We start from the raw sequence: 18,372 nt of genomic DNA, 5'->3' as shown, positions 1-18,372 counted from the left end.
CTCCCGGGCCTTTCCTCGACCGGCCTGGGTGTCTCCCCCGCCGCCGGCATCGCTTGTGTGGCTGTGGTGTGTCTGGTGTCTCGCGGACCTGCCGGCACGGTGTCCCGTCGGCCGGGCGGTCCGGCGTTTCCCCCGGCCGGCCGGATCCGGTGGTCGGAGAGGGACAGTACCCGGCTGCGGTCGGCGCCGGCCGGGCGACGGGTAGCCTCGTTGCGTGTACCGCTTCCTGCTGAGTCCGCGCTGGCTGGCCGCGGCCGCGCTGGCGGTGGCCGCCGCGGTGGTCATGGTGATGCTCGGCAACTGGCAGCTGAGGCGTTACGAGGAACGCAGCGCGATCAACGATCGCATCGACGCCGCTGACTCGATAGCGGCCGTCCCGCTGACCTCGGCCCTGATCCGGCCGACAGCGCCGGGCGCGGCCGGAGCGGCTCCGGGCAAGGATTTGGCCTGGACAAAAGTGACGGTTTCCGGTCGATACGACCCGTCGCACGAGATTCAGGCCCGGGGCCGCACGGTCGACGGCGAGGTGGGCTTCGAGATCGTCACGCCGCTCGTGCTGACCGACGGCACGGCGGTGCTGGTCGACCGGGGCTGGGTGCCGGCGCCGCCCGGCGGGGCCCTGGCCGCGCCGGTGGTGCCGCCCGCGCCCAGCGGTGACGTGACAGTGGTCGGCCAGGTGCACCTGTCGGAAAGCCGACCCGTGGCGGTCGAGCGCCGGGACGGCCGGCTGGACACGCGGCGGATCTCACTGTCCCGGCTCGCGCCCGAGATGCCCTACCCCGTGTACGGGGCCTATGTGCTGCTGACCGAGCAGACGCCGGCCAACGACGAGGCCTTCACGCGCATCCCGATCGACCACGAGGACGCGTGGCAGAACGGCGGCTATGCCGTGCAGTGGTGGCTCTTCGCCGCCATGGCGCTGGCTGCCTACGTCTATTACGCCCGCAAAGAGGCCCACGGCCCCGAGCCGGCCGGTGACCGCTCGGCCGCCCAGCCCCGCACGCCGCGCGGCGGCGATCGGGTCGACGAGGCCGACCGCCGACGCGACGCACGCGGCGACCGGGTCGAGGAAGCCGACCGCCGACGCGACGCACCCGGCGACCGGGTCGAGGAAGCCGACCGCAAGCGGGCCGCCGCGGCCGCCACCCAAGGTGACCGGGTCACGGATGCCGACCGTGCCCGCGAGGGCAGCCAGTCGCTGGACTGATCACGGATGGCGCGCCTGGGTGGCGAACGTGCCTCAGCAGCCGGCATCGGTTGCCCGTTCTTCCCCACGACCGGCCTCACCCCGCCGGTGAGCTAGTCGGGGCGGGGGAAGCTGCCGATCGCACGGACCATGTCGATGGTGTCGGCCTCGGCGGCGGGCTTGTCGTCGCGGTAGCGGAGCACGCGCGCGAAGCGCAGGGCAACCCCGCCCGGATATCGCGGCGAGGTCTGCACCCCGTCGAAGGCGATCTCGACAACCTGCTCGGGCCGCACCCGCACGACCCAGCCGTCGTCGCCGGTGGCCAGCTGCTGGAAGCGCTCGGTCTGCCAGCGCAGCAGTTCGTCGGTGAGGCCCTTGAACGTCTTGCCGAGCATCACGAACCCGCCCGTCTCGGGGTCGCGGGCGCCCAGATGCAGGTTGGACAGCCAGCCCTTGCGACGGCCGTGCCCCCACTCGACGGCCAGGACCACCAGGTCGAGGGTGTGCCGCGGTTTGACCTTGACCCAGGCCGACCCGCGCCGGCCGACGTCGTAGGGCGCCTCGCTCGCTTTGATGACGACGCCCTCCTGACCCGCGGCGAGCGCAGCAGCGAAGGCGGCCGCGGCCTCCTCCTCGCTGGTCACCGACGTGCGGCCGACCAACAGCTCGGCCGGGAGGGCCTCGGCCAGCGCCTGCCACCGCACCCGGCCCGGCTCGTCGAGCAGGTCGGCGCCGTCGAGGTGGAGGATGTCGAAGAAGAACGGCACCAGAGCGAGCCGATCTGCTCCCTCAGCACCGGTGGCGGCGCCGCGGTTGGCGGCGCCGCGGTTGGCGGCGCCGCGGGTGGCGGCGCGGCTCGACGTCTCCTGGAAGGGGCGGGGCCGGCCCGAGGCGTCCAGGGTCATCGCCTCGCCGTCGAGCACGACCTCGCGCAGCGGCAGTTTGCGGACCGCCTCGACCACCTCGGGCATGCGGGCGGTGATGTCGTCGAGGCTGCGGGTGAAGACCCGCACGTCGTCACCGGAGCGATGCACCTGGATGCGGATGCCGTCGAGCTTCACGTCGACCGTCGCCGGCGTGCCGGTGGCCAGGAGCGCCGCGCCCACGTCGGGAGCGCTCTGGGCCAGCATCGGCGTGAGCGGGGTGCCCACCCGCAAGGTGATCTCGGCCAGGGCGACCGCCCCGCCGGTGAGCGCGGCCACCGCGACCTGCTTGAGATCGCCCGAGAGCAGCAGCGCCCGCCGGACAGCGGTCAGCGGGACCTCGGCCGCCTTGGCGATGGCGTCGGCCAGCAACCCGGCCTGGGCCCCCTGGCGCAGCTCGCCGCTGAACAGCCCGACCAGCAGCCGCTGCTCATCGGCGGTGGCCGCCCCGAACAGCGCGGCCACCAGCTCTCGCCGCTTGGCCTGTGACCCCGACCCGGCGACCGCCGAGATCTCGGCGATGAGAGCATCGACCGCCCCCACGGTGAGACTCGCCTGCTCGGCCGGCGGCGGTCGATCGCGCAGGCTCGCATAGCCCACCCCGGTCTGTCGCTGCCGCAGCTCACCGGCCAGATAACCCGAGCCGGCGGCGATCTCCTCCCGGTCGAGCCGCCGCAGGGCGTCGGCCACCAGCTCCACCTTGGCCTTGCGCCCCGAGGTCGCGGCCACGGCCGCCGAGGTCGCCGCCAGCTCTACGAATCGCACACCCTCATCCTGGCAGTACCCCCTGACAATTTCGGGACGTCAGGCGGCCCGGGGCTCCTCGATGCGGAAGCCACGGGCCCGCACGGCCTCGGCCACGCGCGTCACCTGGGCGTCGATCGCGCACAGGGTGGCCGAGAGCTCCTCCAGATGATCGGTCAGGGAGCCGTCGTCCCAGCCGGCGACATCGACCTGGTCCATCGCGAGCACCGCGGACCGCAACCGGGCGATGGACTCCAACCGGTCACGGACGTGAAGACGATCGATCGCGTCGCGCGGCCCGACGGGCATCGGCCGCACCATCAGAGACACCGAAGCAGGCACCTTGTTCGAACGCATGTTCGATATCCTAACAGGACGAGATCACCGCCCGCACCGGTTTGCTCTGCGTGACGAGCGCCCTGAGACCCTGCGTGAGTCAGCTCCGCATCAGGGCCTGGAAGACGCCCGCCGCCTCGGCAACCGCCGCCTCAGCAGCGACGAAGCCGTCGGGGCGGACCAGATAGAGCTTCCCCGGCTGCAGGCCGGTGCCGGGCGCGGGCGGGAAGACGTGCAGCGGCAGGCCGAGGTCCGGCACGTCGGCGGTTGTCACTCCGCCGTACGCGTGAACCTGCCACCGCAGATCGCGCAACGCCTCGAAATTGCCGCCGGTCCAGGGCAGTCGCCGGCCGATGACCGGATCCCGGCGGCCGCCCGAGGCCGCCTTCGCGTTCGGCGTCATCCAATAGTGGATGCGGGTCTGGGACACGTACTGGAAGAGGCGCCCGCCGCCGGACAGCCGGGGCACCAGGCGCACACCGAGCGGCGCCGCCACCGGCACGACGAAGCGACGCAGCATCCGCGCGATCGGCCGCTGCGAGGTGATCGCGCCGAAGACCCGGTCGGTCGTGGCGACCAGCGTCTGCGCCACCGGGCGGCGCTCGGCCTCGTAGCGGTCGAGCCAGGCGTCCTTGCGGCGCCCCTGCAGCACGTCGGCCAGCTTGAAGGCCAGGTTGTGGGCGTCCTGCATGCCGGTGTTCATGCCCTGGCCGCCGACCGGGGAGTGCACGTGGGCGGCGTCCCCGGCCAGGAAGAACGGCCCGTCGCGGAACGTCGCGGCCACCCGGTGGTGCACCTTGTAGGTGGCGAACCAGCGCGAGTCGCCGTACGTGACCGCGAACTCCTTGATCCGCGGGCGCACGTCCTCCTCGGTCAGCTTGGCGTCGCCGTCCTCGTCGCGCACCAGGCCGAGCAGGCGCCAGGCGTGGCGGCCGCGCATCGGGAAGGCGAGCAGGAAGTCGGAGCCGCCGGGCCGTACGTTGATCGCGTTCTCGACCAGGCCGGCCACCCCGACCGCGTCGATCACGTAGAACCGGTGCGGGTTGGTGACGCCCTCGTACGCGATCCGCCGGCCCTTGCGGACGGCCGAGTTCGAGCCGTCGCAGCCGACGCAGAAGCGGGCCCGCACCGTGTCGTTGCCGGCCTTCGCCTCGACGCCGTCCTCGACCTGCCGGACCACCGTGACCGGTGTCTCCCAGCGAACGTCGGCGCCGAGCTTCTGCAGGTTCGCGTAGAGGATCTCCTCGTTGCGGCTCTGCTCGAGAACCTCCAGGTACGGGTAGGGCGTGCGGTTCGCGCCGAGCGGGCCGAGCTGGATCCGGCCGAACGACCGGTCGTAGAAGCCGGGAGCGACCGCGTCGGCCCGCCCCGCGGCTTCCAGCACCTGATCGGCGAGGCCGAGCTGGTCGTAGATCTCGAGGCTGCGCGCCTGGACGACGAGGGCGCGCGACTCGCGGGTCGGGCCTTCCTTGCCGTCGGTGACGATCACGTCGACCCCGAGTCTGGTCAGCCAGTTGGCGAGCATCAGTCCGGTCGGACCGGCACCCACCACCAGCACGTCACACGACAGCTCGGCCATCGGCCGCCCCCTACTTCGTCGTCGGAACCGTCTCCGCCACGTTCTTGAGGAGCAGGGCCTCGGCCACGCAGACGCGCTCGAACTCGCCGAGGTGCAGGCTCTCGTCGGGGGCGTGGGCCGCCGAATACGGGTCCTCGACACCGGTGACGAGGATCGCGGCCTGCGGGAACAGCTGCTGGAACGTCGCGATGAACGGGATCGAGCCGCCGACGCCCATGTCGACCGGGGCGGTGCCGTCCCACGCCGAGCGGAAGGCGGAGCGCGCGGCCTCGTACGCCGGGCCGGTCGCGTCGATCACGCAGGGCTCGCCGTCGGCCTCCAGCGTCACCTCGATGTGCGCACCCCAGGGCACGTGCTTCTCGAGGTGGGCGCGCACCGCGGCGTAGGCCGACTTGGGGTCGTCGCCCGGCGCCAGTCGTACGGAGATCTTGGCCTTGGCCGACGGCTGCAGAGCGTTGGCCGCCTCGAACGTGCGGGGCGCGTCGATGCCCAGGACCGAGATCGAGGGCTTGGTCCAGATCCGGTCGGTGATCGAGCCCTTGCCCACCAGCTCGACGCCGTCGAGCAGGCCCGCCTCATGCCGGAAGCGGTCGGCCGGGTAGTCGACGCTCGCGCCCTCACGGCCGACCAGCCCGTCGACCGCGACCTCGCCGCTCTCGTCGTGCAGGGTCGCCAGCAGGCGGGCCAGCGTGGTCAGCGCGTCGGGCACGGGGCCGCCGAACATGCCGCTGTGCACCGCGCTCTTGAGCACCTTGACCTCGGCGAAGAGGTTGACCACGCCGCGCAGCGAGGTGGTCAGGGCGGGCTGCCCGATGTCCCAGTTGCCGGAGTCGGCGATCACGATCACGTCGGACCGCAGCTCCTCCAGGAACTCCTCGATGATCGCGTCGAGCGAGTCGGACCCGAACTCCTCCTCGCCCTCGACGAAGACGACCACCCCGACCGGCAGCTGGTCGCCGAACGCGCGCAGCGCGGCGACGTGGGCCATCACGCCCGCCTTGTCGTCGGCGGCACCGCGACCGTAGAGACGGCCGTCACGCTCGACCGGCTCGAACGGGTCGCTGGTCCAGAGCGACGGGTCACCGGCGGGCTGGACGTCGTGGTGGGCGTAGAGCAGCACGGTCGGCGCGCCCTCGGGAGCGGCCTTGCGACCGATCACGGCGGGCTGGCCGCCCCGCACCACAACCTGCGTGTCGAGGCCGCAGCCCCGCAACAGCTCGGCCACGGCCTCGGCCGACCGCTCGACGTGGGAGTGGTCGAAGCCCTCGAAGGCGATGCCCGGAATGCGGACGAGCCGCTCCAGGTCGGCACGGACTCCGGGCATCTCCCGCTCGACGGCTGCGCGCAGATCGGTCTCACTCAAGCTCATGTGAGTGATCCTAAGGTTCGTTCAGCCCTCTTCGCCGTCTCGCCGGCCGCGGCGTGACGCATCGCCCATCCACCCACGGGCGCCCCGCACAGCCGATCCGGCCAGGTCACCGGCACCGTCGCCGAGCTTGCGGAGCAGACCGACGAGCGGATCCTGCGAATTGCTGAAAGTTTCCCGGTACGAGTTGGCGGCGGCCTTCACGTCGTCGGCCACCGAGGCGTCGCCATCCGAGTCGCGGCGCGGGTAGTCGCCACCGAGGATCTCCGCATACGCCCCCGAGTCGACCCATTTGCGCAGCTCGGACGCCCGGGCCACGGGGACCGGGTGGGTGCTGCCCAGGGTCATGCCGATCTTGTGGATGCTGTCGCGCAGGTCGCCGCCGCTCTCGTACTCGGCGGCCTGCTCGAGGAACGCGGCCGTGTCGATCTGCGACAGGTCGCCGCCGCCGGCCAGTTTCATCAGCAGCCGCAGCGAGGCGGCCGGATCCTGCCCGGCCAGCAGCCCGGCCCGGTCGGCCGACAACTCGGCCTTGCGCCACCACTCGAGCATCGCCGTGATGATCGCCCGCAGCGCGATGGCGCCGACCGGCAACCAGCTCAGGCTGGCCGCCCAGCGGGTCAGGATCATCAGGATGGTCTTGTAGACGGCGTGGCCGCTGCGGACGTGGCCGATCTCGTGGCCCAGCATCGCGCGCAGCTCGTCGTCGTCCAGCTTCTCGACGGCGCCGGTGGTGACCACGATGAACGGCTTGTCGAGGCCGATCGCCGAGCCGTTGATGATCGGGTCCTGCGAGACGTACAGCTCGGGCAGCTCGACCACGTCGAGCGTGGCCGCGGCCTCGGTGAAGCGCTGATAGACGCGGGGGTACTGCCGGTGGTCGACCCGGATGGCGCCGGCCAGGAACTGCAGGCGGAAGCCGCGCTCGTTCCACATGCCGAAGAACGCCTTGACCACGTCGTCGAAGCCGCGCAGCTCCCGCAGGGCGGTCAGCGCGCCCCGGTCGGCCGGGTGCTCCCAGGCCCGCGAGCTGATGCCGGTGAGGGTGATCCGCCGGCGTACCGGGCGGTTCTCGTCGTCGGTAGTCATGATCGCCACCCTTTGATCGATAGGGCGGACGGTGCTGCGCCGTCGACGATCAGATCCGCGTGCGCGGCCGTCTCATCCACGGCGAAGTGCCGGTCCTCGGCGGCCCGCCAGCGCTCAAGGTACTTCCGATACGCAAGGCTGTCGTCCCCGTCCCGGCTGATAGCGCGCTCCCAGCGAAGTTCGCCCGGCGCGTCGACAAAGACAGCCAGGGTCAACTCGGGACGAATCTCGCGCCGGGCGGCGCTCACCCCTTCCAGGAGTACGACCGGAAGGGGTGCCACCGTCAGCTGCGGGCCGGCGAAATCGTGGTGGTCCCAGTCGTAGCGCCGGTAGGTGGCGGTTTCGCCGTTCCGCAGCGGGGTGAGCACGTGCTTCTCCAGCCGCGCCCAGAACGTGAACTGGTCGTCCCAGCCGCTGAGCAGGTCGTCGGTGTGCACGACGGGGGCGTCACCGAGCGCGGCGGCCAGGCGGTCGGCGAAGCGGGTCTTGCCGGCGCCGCTGGGCCCGTCGACGGCGACCAGGCGGACGGCGCCGAGGCGAGGCGGCCGCCCCCGGACGTACGCGGCCAGGTCGTCGAGGCTGGGCTCAGGCACTTTGTGGTGCTCCGGGTGTTTGCGGTGCTCCGGGTGTTCGCGGTGCTCCGGGCGGGAGGAACGGCACCGCGGGCGGCGGGCCGCTCTCGATCAGCCGCCAGAGCGCCTCCGTGTCGAGATGCTCCTCGACGAGATCGCCCAGCACGTCGAGCGCGCGATCCCGGACACCGGCGAAGTGCGTCCCGGGGGCGACGGTGAAGCCGTGGCGGCCGGCCTGGCGGGCGGCCTCGGTCAGGAAGCGGCGGCGGAACTCGTCGGATTCGAAGGCGCCGTGCCAGTGCGTTCCCCATACGTTGCCGCTGATCGCCCCCTCGGGTTGCCCGTCGGCGTACCGGAGGAAGGGGCTCGGCGGCTGGTTGGTGACGACGCCGTGGTGGATCTCGTAGCCGGTGACGGGCGCGCCGAAGGCTTCGCCGGTGGGCCGGGCGAGCGTCTTGCGCGGCTGGAAAGCGATCCCCACCGGCAGAAGGCCCAGACCTCGTACGGTTCCGCGGCGGCTCTCGACCTCGTCGGTGATCGACTGGGCAAGCATCTGGAAGCCGCCGCAGAGGCCGAGCACCGGCTTGCCCTGCGCGGCATGCGCCTCGATGGCGCCGGCCAGCCCGGTCTCGCGCAGCCAGGCGAGGTCGCTGACGGTGGCCTTCGACCCGGGGATGACCACCAGATCGGCGTCGAGGATCTCGGCCGGCTCAACCGTGAGAAGCACCCGGACACCCGGTTCGGCGGCGAGCGCCTCGGCGTCGGTCGCATTGGAGAGCCGCGGCAGGCGGACGACGGCGACGCGCAGCCACTCGGTGCCGTGTGGGCCCTGCGGGCGTCCCACGACATTCCCGTACGCCAGGGAGTCCTCACCGTCGAGCCAGACCTCACGGTGGAACGGCAGAACGCCGTACACCGGCCGGTGCGACACCGACGTGATCATGTCGAGCCCGGGCCGGAGCAGGCCCAGATCCCCGCGGAACTTGTTGATCACGAAGCCGGCGATCAACGCCTGATCCTCCGGGCTGAGCAGCGCGACCGTGCCGAAGAGGGCCGCGAAGACACCGCCCCGGTCGATGTCACCGACCACGATCGCCGGGAGGCCGGCCTGGCGGGCCAGGCCCAGGTTGACGAAGTCGCCGTCGCGCAGGTTGATCTCAGCCGGGCTGCCGGCGCCCTCGCAGATGACGGCGTCGTACTCCGCGCGGAGCTCGGCCAGGGCGGCGTGGGCGGTCTCGGCGAGGCGGGGCCGCAGCGACCGGTAGTTGCCGGCCGTGACGGTGTCGACGGCCTCACCGAGCAGGACCACCTGGCTGGAGAAGTCGCTGCCCGGCTTGAGCAGAACGGGGTTGAACCGCAGATCGGGTGCGATGCCGCAGGCAGCCGCCTGCATCGCCTGGGCGCGGCCGATCTCGCCGCCGCGGCCGTCCGGCCCGACGACGACCACCGAGTTGTTGGACATGTTCTGCGCCTTGAACGGAGCGACCTTGACGCCCCGGCGGTGCAGCCAACGGCAGATCCCCGCCGTGAGGACACTCTTCCCGGCGTCCGACGTGGTCCCGGCCACGAGAAGCCCGCCGCTCACCGTCCCCTCCGCCCGGTCACTGAGCTTTGCCGCGGCGCACTTCCGACCGCCCCGGCGCCTCTCAGCAGCGCCGATCCGACAGCGCCTCTCAGCAGCGCCGTTCCGACGGCGAGGCCGGCGGCGGCGAGCCCGACAGCGCCGGACACCCGTGCGGCGCGGCGCAGGTGCACGGCCGACGGGCGGGGGCCGTCGCCGAGGAACGGCCTGGTCTCGCTGCGTCCGAAATAGACGTTGCGACCCCCGAGCCGTACGCCCAGAGCCCCCGCCATGGCCGACTCGCACTGGCCCGCGTTGGGCGACGGGTGATCGTTGCGGTCCCGGCGCCAGACCCGCAACGTCTCCTTCGGGTTGCCGCCCGCGACCGGTGCCGCCGCGATCGTCAGCACACCGGTCAACCGGGCCGGCAGCAGATTGAGCGCGTCGTCGAGCCGGGCCGACGCCATCCCGAACCGCGCATATCGCGGCGACCGGTGCCCCACCATCGCGTCGAGCGTGTTGGCCGCCCGGTAGGCCAGCAGCCCCGGCAGCCCGAGCAGGCCACCCCAGACGAGCGGTGCGACCACCGCATCGGACGTGTTCTCGGCGACGGACTCGACCGTCGCCCGGGCCAGCTCGGACTCGTCGAGCCGGGACGGGTCCCGCCCGCAGAGGTGGTTGAGCCGCCCGCGCGCCGAGCCGAGATCGTGGTCGTCGAGGTGTCCCGCCATGATCCGCGACTCCCGCCGAAGGGTCCGCCCGCCGAGCACCGTCCAGGTGACCCCGGCGACCAGAGCGGCCCGGGCGATCGGCAGCCTCCGCGTGGCCGCCGCAGCCGCCACCCCGGCCAGGGCCGGCACTCCCACCGCGACCGCCGTGAAGGCCACCCCCGCGCGCCGGTTGGGTGCGTAGATCCGCCGCTCGAGCGCTCCCGCCACCGTCCCGAACCCGGCGACCGGGTGGAACCGCCGCGGATCCCCGAACACCGCGTCGAGCAGATAGCCCGCCGCCAGCCCGACCGCGTCAGCCGTGCCCGCCCGGTTCGCCTCCCCCGCCACGCCTTGGTCCTTTCCGCCTTCAACCGGTCAATCTGACGATCATGAACGTAGGTCGCACACCCAGACCGGGATTTCCCGCACGTCAGGCTCCGGCCCGTCCGGGATGGGCACCGGGTCGAACTCGCCCCAGACGATCGCGCCGGGCGCACGATCCTCGAGGAACTCGACGACGATCTCCCGCAGGTCGTCCGTCGTCCGGTACTTCTCGGTGAACGGCAGTTCGTCCCGCCCGCACGACCTGGTGGAACAGCGCAGCTGCCCCGCCTGCAGGTCGTGCCACACATAGAACGTCGCCGGCCCCACGTGCGACATCGCAGCGACCTGCCCCCGCAGCAGGTCGATCGTTTCTTCGAAGACGGCGACCACCTCTTCGGCCGTCAGGCCCATGCGCTCGTGCGGCGGAGCGCCGAACCAGCTGGTGTTGGCTCTCTCGGTGTCCTGGTCGTGCGGCGCGAGCACAAGTGTCTCGCCCGCGATCGCGCGGATCTCCTTCAACAGCACGCGACCAGTCTGCCGGTCGGCCCCCACCCGCGCCCAACCGGGCAGGTCGGCCGGGTGGCCCGATCGCCCGGGACGATCGGACCACCCCATTCGGGGGCAGTGTCAGCCGTCCGGCGACCCGGGCCGGTGCCGGCTCAGCGAGCCGACAGCGGCTGACCTGCCCTCCTGCGCCGGTGGATCAGGCGGCGACGGGCTCCTTTCGCGCGGTCCGGCGCGAGCGCCGGGCGGGTGCGGGCTCGGCGGCGGCGATCTTCTCGACCTCGAGAGCGATCTCCTCGTCGGATGCCTCCTCCTTGTGGTCGGACCGCGACGCCGCCTCATCCGACGGCGCCGCCTCAGGGAACAGCGGGCCGTCCTCGTCGGGAACGCCGTCGCCGAAGATGGCGGGGGCGTCCTCGACCGCGACCGGCGCCGACTGCTCGCCGCCGATGAAGAAGCGCTCGTCGGTGTCCTCGATCGTGCTCACGCCCTGGGCCGAACCACGCGGGTTGCGCACGAACCGGGACCGGCCGCGGGCGAGGTCGTGACCGATCGAGAGCGCCTCCATCTCGTACGAGATCCGGTCGTTGCCCTCACTGTCCTTCCAGTCGCGGGTGAAGAGCCGTCCGTAGACGATGACGGGGTCGCCGACGGCGATCGACGCGGTCACGCCCTCGGCCAGCCGGCGCCACGCGGTCACCCGCACCCGCAGGCTCCGGCCGTCGACCCAGGTGTTGGTCTCCCGGTCGAACTTGCGGGCGTTGGAGGCGACCCGGAAGTTGGCCACCATCGAGCCGGACCCCTCCAGGCGGCGCCATTCCGGGGCGACCAGCACGTTGCCCACGACGACGAGGTTGGTGTCGAACACTTGTGTCCTCCAGTTGTGTTGCGGTGAGGTGGGCAGCTTCTCGCTCGGGCCGTACGGCTCGGGGATCTTGAGCGGTGGTCTGTGGACAAGCACTGGGTCTGTGGAAATCGGCCACAAGGGCCGGGGTTTCTGATATCGCGCGTCGACGCGTACTGGTGGGTAGCCTGGGCCCGTGGAGATCGACGTACTCGGACCGCCCTACGAACGGCACACGATCGACCTGGGTCGCGACGACGAAGGTGAAGTGGTGGCCACGCTCGTGCGACGGCGGGCCGACCGCCCCAGCCGCCGGGCCGTGCTGTACGTGCACGGCTTCGTGGACTATTTCTTCCAGACCCACCTGGCCGATTTCTTCGTCGAGCGCGGCTGGGATTTCTACGCGCTCGATCTGCGCAAATACGGCCGCAGCCTGCTCCCCCACCAGACGCCGAATTTCGCGCGCAGCCTCACCGACTACTTCCCCGAGCTCGACGAGTCGGCGCGCATCATCCGCGAGCAGGACGGCCACGACCAGATGCTGGTGGCCGGCCACTCGACCGGCGGTCTGATCACGTCGCTGTGGTCACACACCCGGCAGAAGCAAGGCATCGTCGACGGACTATTCCTGAACAGCCCGTTCTTCGATTTCAACGTGCCCTGGCTGCTGAAGAAGCCCATCATGGCGGCGACGATCGCGGCCACCCGGCGTACGCCGTACCGGAAGATCCCGATGTCGTCGCTGGGCCTTTACGGCCAGAGCCTGCACAGTGACCACAATGGCGAGTGGTCCTACGATCTGGCGTGGAAGCCGGTGTTCGGTTTCCCGGTGACCTCGGGCTGGCTGGAGGCCATTCGGCGTGGTCAGCGTCGGCTGCGGGCCGGCTTGGGCATCGACGCGCCGGTGATGGTCGCGTGTTCGACGCGGACGTTCCGGGGCCGCGCGTGGCACGAGGATCTCCGCGTCTCCGACTCCGTGCTGGATGTCGAGCACATCGTGCGCTGGGCGCCGCGTCTCGGCCCGCGGGTCACGATCGCCCGGTTCGACGGCGGCATGCACGATCTCACGCTCTCCGGCAAAGAGGTACGCACCGAAGTCTTCCGCGAGTTGGGCCGCTGGACCGACGCTTTCATGCCGCCGGTCGGGACGCCCGAGGTCTCGGTCCCGCCGGCCCCGGAGGACAACTCAAGGTAGCTGCGCAGTCTTGTTGACAACCTGCCAACGTAGCCGTTCGGTCCCCCACCTACCGACGGCTGGTTACCCCCGCGTCGCCACCGGCAAGTTAAGCTGTGCCCCTCGCGCTCGTAGCTCAGCGGATAGAGCAACGGACTTCTAATCCGTCGGTCGCAGGTTCGAATCCTGCCGGGCGCGCTTGAGCGTCCCTGGGGCCCGAGCCCCAGACCCCACGCCGTGGGGGCAAGCCCCCCGGATCCCCCCATCGCCATGGTGCCGGCCTGATTACGACCGGCGCCCGGTCGGGGCCGAGCTGGGCCGCACGCGTAGGCGTTATGAGCCGTCGAAGAGCAGGAAGGCCCGTCCGGCCAACCCGGGTGTGCCTTCGTCACATGCGGCTGACGCGGTGCGCCTTCCATCGGTCCGCGGCGATCACCATGCGTCGGGTCCAGGCGTCGGGTTGCGCTCCGGCGATTTGGTTCCACATACGGACGTTGGCTGCGGCGAATGCGGCGAGCCCAGCGCTGGTAGCCGCTTGCCAGGCGGGAATCCGTTGTGCCCAGCGCTCGGCTTCGACCGGTGCATGGCCGGCGCTGATAAGCCAGATCGTCCAGTACGCCGCGTCCAGCCAGGCGGCTCCTCGGGTGGCCCAGCCCCAGTCGACCATGCAGGCGACGCCGTCGGCGACGATGACGTTGGCGTTGTTCAGGTCGGTGTGGAGCAGAGAATGCCCAGCGAAGTGATGCAGTTCGTCGGGTGCGGCGTAGTGCTCAAGCCGTAGCGACGCCTCGCGGAGGGTGACATCTGGGCAAGGAATTTCACCGAGGCGTGTCATCCGCTCGACGTGACTAAAGTTTCGACGCATGAGCACGGAGCCGAAGCGAGCCAGCGAGTGGACGATCCACGGGGAGCGCGTTCTGGACGACACCCGGCGCGCGGTTCTGAGCATCGCCGACGTGGAGCTCCCGGACGGCGTCCGTTTCGAGCAGTACGTGCTCCGGATCCCGGGCGCGGCGATGGTCATCGTTCTCGACGATGAGGAGCGCGTCCTCATGATGTGGCGCCATCGCTTCATCGTGGATCGATGGGTCTGGGAGCTGCCGGGAGGCTACCTCGACCCCGCCGAGGACCCCATGACCTGCGCCACCCGCGAGGTGGAAGAGGAAACCGGCTGGCGTCCGCGCAGCATGGAAAAGCTCGTCACGTTCCAGCCGATGGTCGGAACGATCGAGCAGGAGAACGTCGTCTTCCTGGCCCGAGGAGCCGACTTCACGGGGTCGGCACCTGATGTCAACGAAGCTGAGCGCATCGGCTGGATTCCGTTGACTGACATTCAGCAGCACATGGACGACGGCTCCATCGTTGGTGCCGGTTCGGTGTCAGGCTTGCTTGCGGTTCAACTCCTCAAGGCCCAAGGCAAGCTCTAGCTTGCCCGGAGCATCGGGCGCACTCGGTCAGTGAACTGACTGACCGGCGCCAACCCGACGTGTTGCCCGAGCCGGTTCGCTAAATCTGCGAGATAGTCACGCGCCCGAACCGAGTGGAGCCCTTAGGCGACCGCGCAAGCAGCCTCATCGCCGCTCACCGCATGGCCCTGAGCTTCCAGTACAGCGGACTCCCTCTCGATAGCGGAGACACCAGCCTCTACCGCTGAACGTCCCGCTGCCCGGGCCAGATCGACCGCCTCGGCCGGGGCTCGCCTGTAGGCGGATTGATGGCTCATCGCTGCCAGAATCTCCGCGCCCAATGCGCGGTCGCCTCTCGTCAGCCCGCATGGCGAAGCGCACCGGCTACAGCCGTAACTACATCGGCAACGTAGAGACTGGCGTCAGAGCGGTCACCCCGGACGTCATCAGAGAGTACGAGAGCGTCCTGGGAGAGGACTTGAAGCGACGACAGCGACGGACAGATCAGACGGTCACCGAAGCCCTGATCTCGGCGCTCAGGTTGGAGCCCAGCCGAGAGAATCTACGGGCCATTGGAGCAACCCTCGCGGGCGTCAACCCACTCAAGATTTAGGAGTCCCCTTGCCCACCCATGTCATCCAGGTCAACAAGGACCAGGAAGTCCTCCGGACCGTTCAGGAGGGGGTCGACAAGCTCAGCCTCGGCAGCGCGGTCATCACGCTGATCGGAGCGGTCAACGAGGCAGTGGTCTCGGTCATGGCCAAGGACGACGAAAGCATCGACTACCTCCGTCGCTACTCGCAGCCGATGGAACTCTCCGGAACGGGCGAGGTAATCGAAGGAAAGGCCCACCTGCACGTCACGCTCGCGGGTGAGGACATCACGGCGGCCGGCCATCTGCACCGTGCCTTAGTCGGAGGCTTCTTTGTACGAGCCTACTTAACTGCCGTTGGCAATTAGAGAATTCGCGCAACGCACCTGGTCCGGAGCCTGGCCGGGCGGGGCACGCGCGATGCCCGTTCAACGGCCGGCATCCATGATCGCCGCGTATTGACCCGCGGGACCGGGTGTGGCGCTGAGAAGGCCGGGCGGTCGTGAGCGCCCGGCCTTCGAGCGAGAAGGACGTGCCGGCGAACCGGGCGATCCTCTCCAGGTGCGGGCTGCGGGGGACGTCAGACTGCTTTTACCGAGCCGGCGTCCACCGCCCAGATCTCGCCGATCGTGCTTGGCATGACCGGGGAGGCCAGCAGCAGCACCGCGCGTGCGATCTCGGCCGGGTCGATCAGGGTGCCGGTCAGCATGCCCCCGTTCGCCGGCATCGCGGCGAGCAGAACGGCGTGGTCGATGCCCATGGTCGTGGCGACTGTGGCGAGGTAGCCGTCCTTGCCCGCCATCAGGTCGGTGTGCGTGCCGCCGGGGGTGACGACGTTTACCCGGACCCCGTCGGCGGCGACCTTTTCGGCCAGACCCCGGGAGAACGTGTTGAGGGCGCCCTTGGCGCTGGTGTAGGCCAGCGGTGTGCCGAACGGGGCGCGGGCGCTGTTGGAACTGATGTTGACGATGGCTCCCCGCGAGCGGGTCAGTGCCGGTAGGGCGTGGCGGGTGGTCCGTACGGTCGCGAAGAGGTTCAGGGCGTAGACCTCGCTCCACAGGTCGTCATCGCCGTCGAGCGGGTCGGCCATGGCCTCGGCTGTCGTGGTGCCGCCACCAACGTTGTTGATCAGGATGTCGAGGCGAGGGTCGGCGGCGAGCACGGTCTCGACCATCCGCCGCGGACCGTCCGGGTCGGCGAGGTCGGCCGATACAAACGTGGCCGTGGTGGCGTCGAGCTCGGGGGTGCTGCGCCGGGACACGGCGGAGACCACGGCACCCTCGTCGAGGAAGGCGCGGACGACGGCGAGCCCGATGCCCTTGCTCGCGCCGGTCACGAGGACGCGCTTACCGGCAAGGTCCAGATTCATGGTGGTGCTCCTGTTCGGCTGGCTGATTCGGGCACATCAGATGCAACTCCACTGTCGCCGCTGTGTCAATAACTGAGTCAGTTGTGTCTCAGTTAGGGGTTCGGTATGGTGATGTCGTGAGGGCAGACGCGGAGCGCAGCACCGCGCGGATCCTGGAAGCCGCCGAGAGGGTTCTCGCCGAAGACGCAAGCGCCTCTCTGGAGAAGATCGCCGACGCCGCGGGACTTGCCCGCGCGACGGTCCACCGCCGCTTCGCGTCTCGCAAAGCGCTGATCGACGCCCTGTCCAAGCGGTTCAACGACCGCTATCGGCACGGCATCGACCAGGCCCGGGTAGGAACAGCGCCCCCGCTGGTCGCCCTGCACCGCCTGACGGAAAGCGCCTTCGAGGTCAAGGCGAGCTACCGCCTCGTCGTCGACCTCAACTATGGGCCCGATGACGACGTCCTGGCCGGCATCGATTTGCTCTTCGCGCGCCTGTACGAATCCGGCGTGATCACCGCCGCGCAGCCGGTCTGGTGCCGGAATGTCTACCTCGCACTGCTGCACGAGGTGTATCTACTGCCCGCGGACGCTGCGGAACTGGCCGACGGCGGCGACGAGGTGGGAGCCCGATCGGCGCTGCTGATCCGCAGCGTGCTCGGCGCCCTCGGCGGCAAACCGTAACCTCGTTCCTCATGCCGTTCAGTGACCAGGACCGAGAGCCGGCACTCCGGCGGGCCCTGGAGCTCTTCGGAACCGGTGAGGTTCCGGAGGAAAGGTCCACCTGCATGTCACGGTGGCGGGTGAGGGCGTGATCGGCGGAGCGATCATCCTGGTCGCCCTCGAGTTCTGGGCTTTCCGGCATGCCTATGCGACTCTGGCCGAGATCCACGGCTACGGCGCGGCGTTCGGACCTGTTTACACGGTCGCGTTCCTGCTGCTGTCGTTGCAGATGCTCCTCTGCTACCTCGAGGACTCACCGACCGTCCGCCTCGTCACCCAGCACGGCCGGACCGTCGCGACGCGGGAGATTGATCGTGGCTCTCGAAACCGCTGGGCGCGCGGCGTAGCTTGAGGTTGGCAGACGGTCACCAGCGGTGAGGAGCCACCATGAAGAAGCTCATCAACGATCCCGCGAATGTCATCAGTGACGCGCTCCTCGGGTTCGCCGCGGCGCACCCGGAGCTGCGCGTCGATCACGAGAACCGCATCGTCGTGCGCGGCGACGCACCTGTCCGGGGCAAGGTCGGGCTCGTCTCCGGTGGCGGGTCGGGGCACGAGCCGCTGCACGCCGGGTTCGTCGGGCCGGGCATGCTGGACGCGGCCTGTGCGGGTGAGGTCTTCACGTCGCCGGTGCCGGATCAGATGGTGGCGGCCACCCAGGCCGTCGACGGCGGCGCCGGGGTGCTGCACATCGTCAAGAACTACACCGGCGACATCATGAACTTCGAGCTGGCGGCCGAGATGGTCGCGGCCGACAGCGGCACCCAGGTCGTCTCGGTCGTGATCGACGACGACGTGGCGGTGCAGGACAGCCTCTACACGGCGGGACGCCGGGGCGTGGGGGCGACCGTGCTGGTCGAGAAGATCGCGGGGGCCGCGGCCGAGGAGGGGCGCCCGCTCGATCAGGTCGCCGAGGTGGCGCGCAAGGTCAACTCGTACGCCCGCAGTATGGGTCTCGCCCTCACCTCGTGCACCGTGCCGGCCGCCGGCAAGCCGACCTTCGACCTGCCGGAGGGTGAGATGGAGGTCGGCATCGGCATCCACGGGGAGCCGGGCCGCCGCCGGGTGCCGGTCGCGCCGGCCGCCGAGATCGCCGAGATGCTGGTCGGCCCGATCCTGTCCGACCTCGACTTCACCGGCGGCGACGGGGTGATCGCCTTTGTCAACGGGATGGGGGCGACGCCGCTGATCGAGCTGTATCTGATGTTCAACGAGGTGTCGCAGCTGCTGGCCAAGGCGGGCATCCCGGTCGCCCGGTCGCTCGTCGGGCCCTACATCACCAGCCTCGACATGGCCGGCTGCTCGGTCACCCTGCTCAAAGCCGACGACGAGCTCCTGCGGTTGTGGGACGCGCCGGTCCGTACGCCGGCGCTGCGCAAGGGGGTCTGA

20 protein-coding genes and 1 tRNA gene are annotated in these 18,372 nt (G+C 70.5%); 9 read left to right on the top strand and 12 right to left on the bottom strand.

All coding sequences use genetic code 11. From position 1 onward, the window contains the following. Positions 1 to 214: 214 nt before the first annotated feature. A complete protein-coding gene (locus NAG42_RS32845; protein WP_250035825.1) occupies positions 215 to 1,207 on the top strand; it encodes an SURF1 family cytochrome oxidase biogenesis protein in 993 nt (330 codons plus the stop codon). Positions 1,208 to 1,299: 92 nt separating this feature from the next. Here the strand turns inward: NAG42_RS32845 and NAG42_RS32840 are convergent, their stop codons facing one another. From NAG42_RS32840 to NAG42_RS32795, 10 genes are all read right to left on the bottom strand, one after another. After that, positions 1,300 to 2,874, bottom strand: coding sequence for an ATP-dependent DNA ligase (locus NAG42_RS32840; protein ID WP_250035824.1), 1,575 nt, complete (start codon positions 2,872 to 2,874; stop codon positions 1,300 to 1,302). A gap of 39 nt (positions 2,875 to 2,913) precedes the next feature. Then, a complete protein-coding gene (locus NAG42_RS32835; RefSeq protein ID WP_438872484.1) occupies positions 2,914 to 3,210 on the bottom strand; it encodes a hypothetical protein in 297 nt (98 codons plus the stop codon). A 79-nt stretch (positions 3,211 to 3,289) separates the two neighbouring features. Beyond that, positions 3,290 to 4,768, bottom strand: coding sequence for an FAD-dependent monooxygenase (locus NAG42_RS32830; RefSeq protein WP_250035823.1), 1,479 nt, complete (start codon positions 4,766 to 4,768; stop codon positions 3,290 to 3,292). Positions 4,769 to 4,778: 10 nt separating this feature from the next. Beyond that, positions 4,779 to 6,137 carry a dipeptidase gene (locus NAG42_RS32825; RefSeq protein WP_250035822.1) on the bottom strand — a complete coding sequence of 453 codons (1,359 nt, stop codon included), beginning with the start codon at positions 6,135 to 6,137 and terminating at the stop codon, positions 4,779 to 4,781. 21 nt (positions 6,138 to 6,158) lie between these two features. Next, on the bottom strand, positions 6,159 to 7,223 hold the full coding sequence (locus tag NAG42_RS32820) for a M48 family metallopeptidase (protein ID WP_250035821.1): 1,065 nt from the start codon (positions 7,221 to 7,223) through the stop codon (positions 6,159 to 6,161). After that, a complete protein-coding gene (locus NAG42_RS32815; RefSeq protein ID WP_250035820.1) occupies positions 7,220 to 7,816 on the bottom strand; it encodes a uridine kinase family protein in 597 nt (198 codons plus the stop codon). The genes NAG42_RS32820 and NAG42_RS32815 overlap by 4 nt, the downstream gene beginning before the upstream one ends. After that, positions 7,809 to 9,380 carry a cobyric acid synthase gene (locus NAG42_RS32810; RefSeq protein ID WP_250035819.1) on the bottom strand — a complete coding sequence of 524 codons (1,572 nt, stop codon included), beginning with the start codon at positions 9,378 to 9,380 and terminating at the stop codon, positions 7,809 to 7,811. Before NAG42_RS32810 ends, NAG42_RS32815 begins: the two co-directional genes overlap by 8 nt. Further along, positions 9,377 to 10,414 (bottom strand): cobalamin biosynthesis protein, encoded by a 1,038-nt coding sequence (locus NAG42_RS32805; protein WP_250035818.1) that lies wholly within the window; start codon positions 10,412 to 10,414, stop codon positions 9,377 to 9,379. The genes NAG42_RS32810 and NAG42_RS32805 overlap by 4 nt, the downstream gene beginning before the upstream one ends. Positions 10,415 to 10,453: 39 nt before the next feature. Continuing rightward, a complete protein-coding gene (locus tag NAG42_RS32800) occupies positions 10,454 to 10,915 on the bottom strand; it encodes a hypothetical protein (RefSeq protein ID WP_250035817.1) in 462 nt (153 codons plus the stop codon). Positions 10,916 to 11,093: 178 nt separating this feature from the next. Then, positions 11,094 to 11,762: a single-stranded DNA-binding protein gene (locus NAG42_RS32795; protein WP_250035816.1), complete on the bottom strand. Its 669-nt coding sequence runs from the start codon at positions 11,760 to 11,762 to the stop codon at positions 11,094 to 11,096. Positions 11,763 to 11,934: 172 nt separating this feature from the next. Here NAG42_RS32795 and NAG42_RS32790 point away from each other — a divergent pair, with 172 nt between their 5' ends. Continuing rightward, entirely contained in the window at positions 11,935 to 12,933 is a 999-nt protein-coding gene (locus NAG42_RS32790; RefSeq protein ID WP_250035814.1) for an alpha/beta hydrolase, read from the top strand. Positions 12,934 to 13,037: 104 nt separating this feature from the next. Continuing rightward, positions 13,038 to 13,110, top strand: a tRNA-Arg gene (locus tag NAG42_RS32785). 190 nt (positions 13,111 to 13,300) lie between these two features. Here the strand turns inward: NAG42_RS32785 and NAG42_RS32780 are convergent. After that, the gene (locus NAG42_RS32780) at positions 13,301 to 13,747 is read right to left on the bottom strand and encodes a protein kinase family protein (protein WP_250035813.1); all 447 of its coding nucleotides are present in this window, start codon (positions 13,745 to 13,747) and stop codon (positions 13,301 to 13,303) included. A gap of 28 nt (positions 13,748 to 13,775) precedes the next feature. Between NAG42_RS32780 and NAG42_RS32775 the strand changes: the two genes are divergently transcribed. From NAG42_RS32775 to NAG42_RS32765, 3 genes are all read left to right on the top strand, one after another. Then, a complete protein-coding gene (locus NAG42_RS32775) occupies positions 13,776 to 14,339 on the top strand; it encodes an NUDIX hydrolase (RefSeq protein WP_250035812.1) in 564 nt (187 codons plus the stop codon). 319 nt (positions 14,340 to 14,658) lie between these two features. Continuing rightward, on the top strand, positions 14,659 to 14,931 hold the full coding sequence (locus NAG42_RS32770) for a helix-turn-helix domain-containing protein (RefSeq protein ID WP_284046175.1): 273 nt from the start codon (positions 14,659 to 14,661) through the stop codon (positions 14,929 to 14,931). Between the two features lie 8 nt (positions 14,932 to 14,939). Then, positions 14,940 to 15,278: a PPC domain-containing DNA-binding protein gene (locus tag NAG42_RS32765; RefSeq protein WP_250035810.1), complete on the top strand. Its 339-nt coding sequence runs from the start codon at positions 14,940 to 14,942 to the stop codon at positions 15,276 to 15,278. A gap of 212 nt (positions 15,279 to 15,490) precedes the next feature. Here NAG42_RS32765 and NAG42_RS32760 read toward each other — a convergent pair whose 3' ends face one another. Further along, positions 15,491 to 16,279: an SDR family NAD(P)-dependent oxidoreductase gene (locus NAG42_RS32760; RefSeq protein ID WP_250035809.1), complete on the bottom strand. Its 789-nt coding sequence runs from the start codon at positions 16,277 to 16,279 to the stop codon at positions 15,491 to 15,493. 116 nt (positions 16,280 to 16,395) lie between these two features. Between NAG42_RS32760 and NAG42_RS32755 the strand changes: the two genes are divergently transcribed. From NAG42_RS32755 to dhaK, 3 genes are all read left to right on the top strand, one after another. Further along, positions 16,396 to 16,944, top strand: a complete 549-nt coding sequence (locus NAG42_RS32755) for a TetR/AcrR family transcriptional regulator (protein ID WP_250035808.1) — start codon at positions 16,396 to 16,398, stop codon at positions 16,942 to 16,944. A gap of 127 nt (positions 16,945 to 17,071) precedes the next feature. After that, a complete protein-coding gene (locus NAG42_RS32750; protein WP_250035807.1) occupies positions 17,072 to 17,335 on the top strand; it encodes a hypothetical protein in 264 nt (87 codons plus the stop codon). A gap of 35 nt (positions 17,336 to 17,370) precedes the next feature. Further along, the gene (gene dhaK / locus NAG42_RS32745) at positions 17,371 to 18,372 is read left to right on the top strand and encodes a dihydroxyacetone kinase subunit DhaK (protein WP_250035806.1); all 1,002 of its coding nucleotides are present in this window, start codon (positions 17,371 to 17,373) and stop codon (positions 18,370 to 18,372) included.

Origin of the sequence: Paractinoplanes maris, from assembly GCF_023544465.1 — a bacterium.
In the GTDB taxonomy this organism is placed as follows: domain Bacteria; phylum Actinomycetota; class Actinomycetes; order Mycobacteriales; family Micromonosporaceae; genus Actinoplanes; species Actinoplanes maris.
The sequence above is the reverse complement of the archived record's forward strand: the minus strand, read 5'-3'. Positions and strand labels throughout refer to the sequence as shown.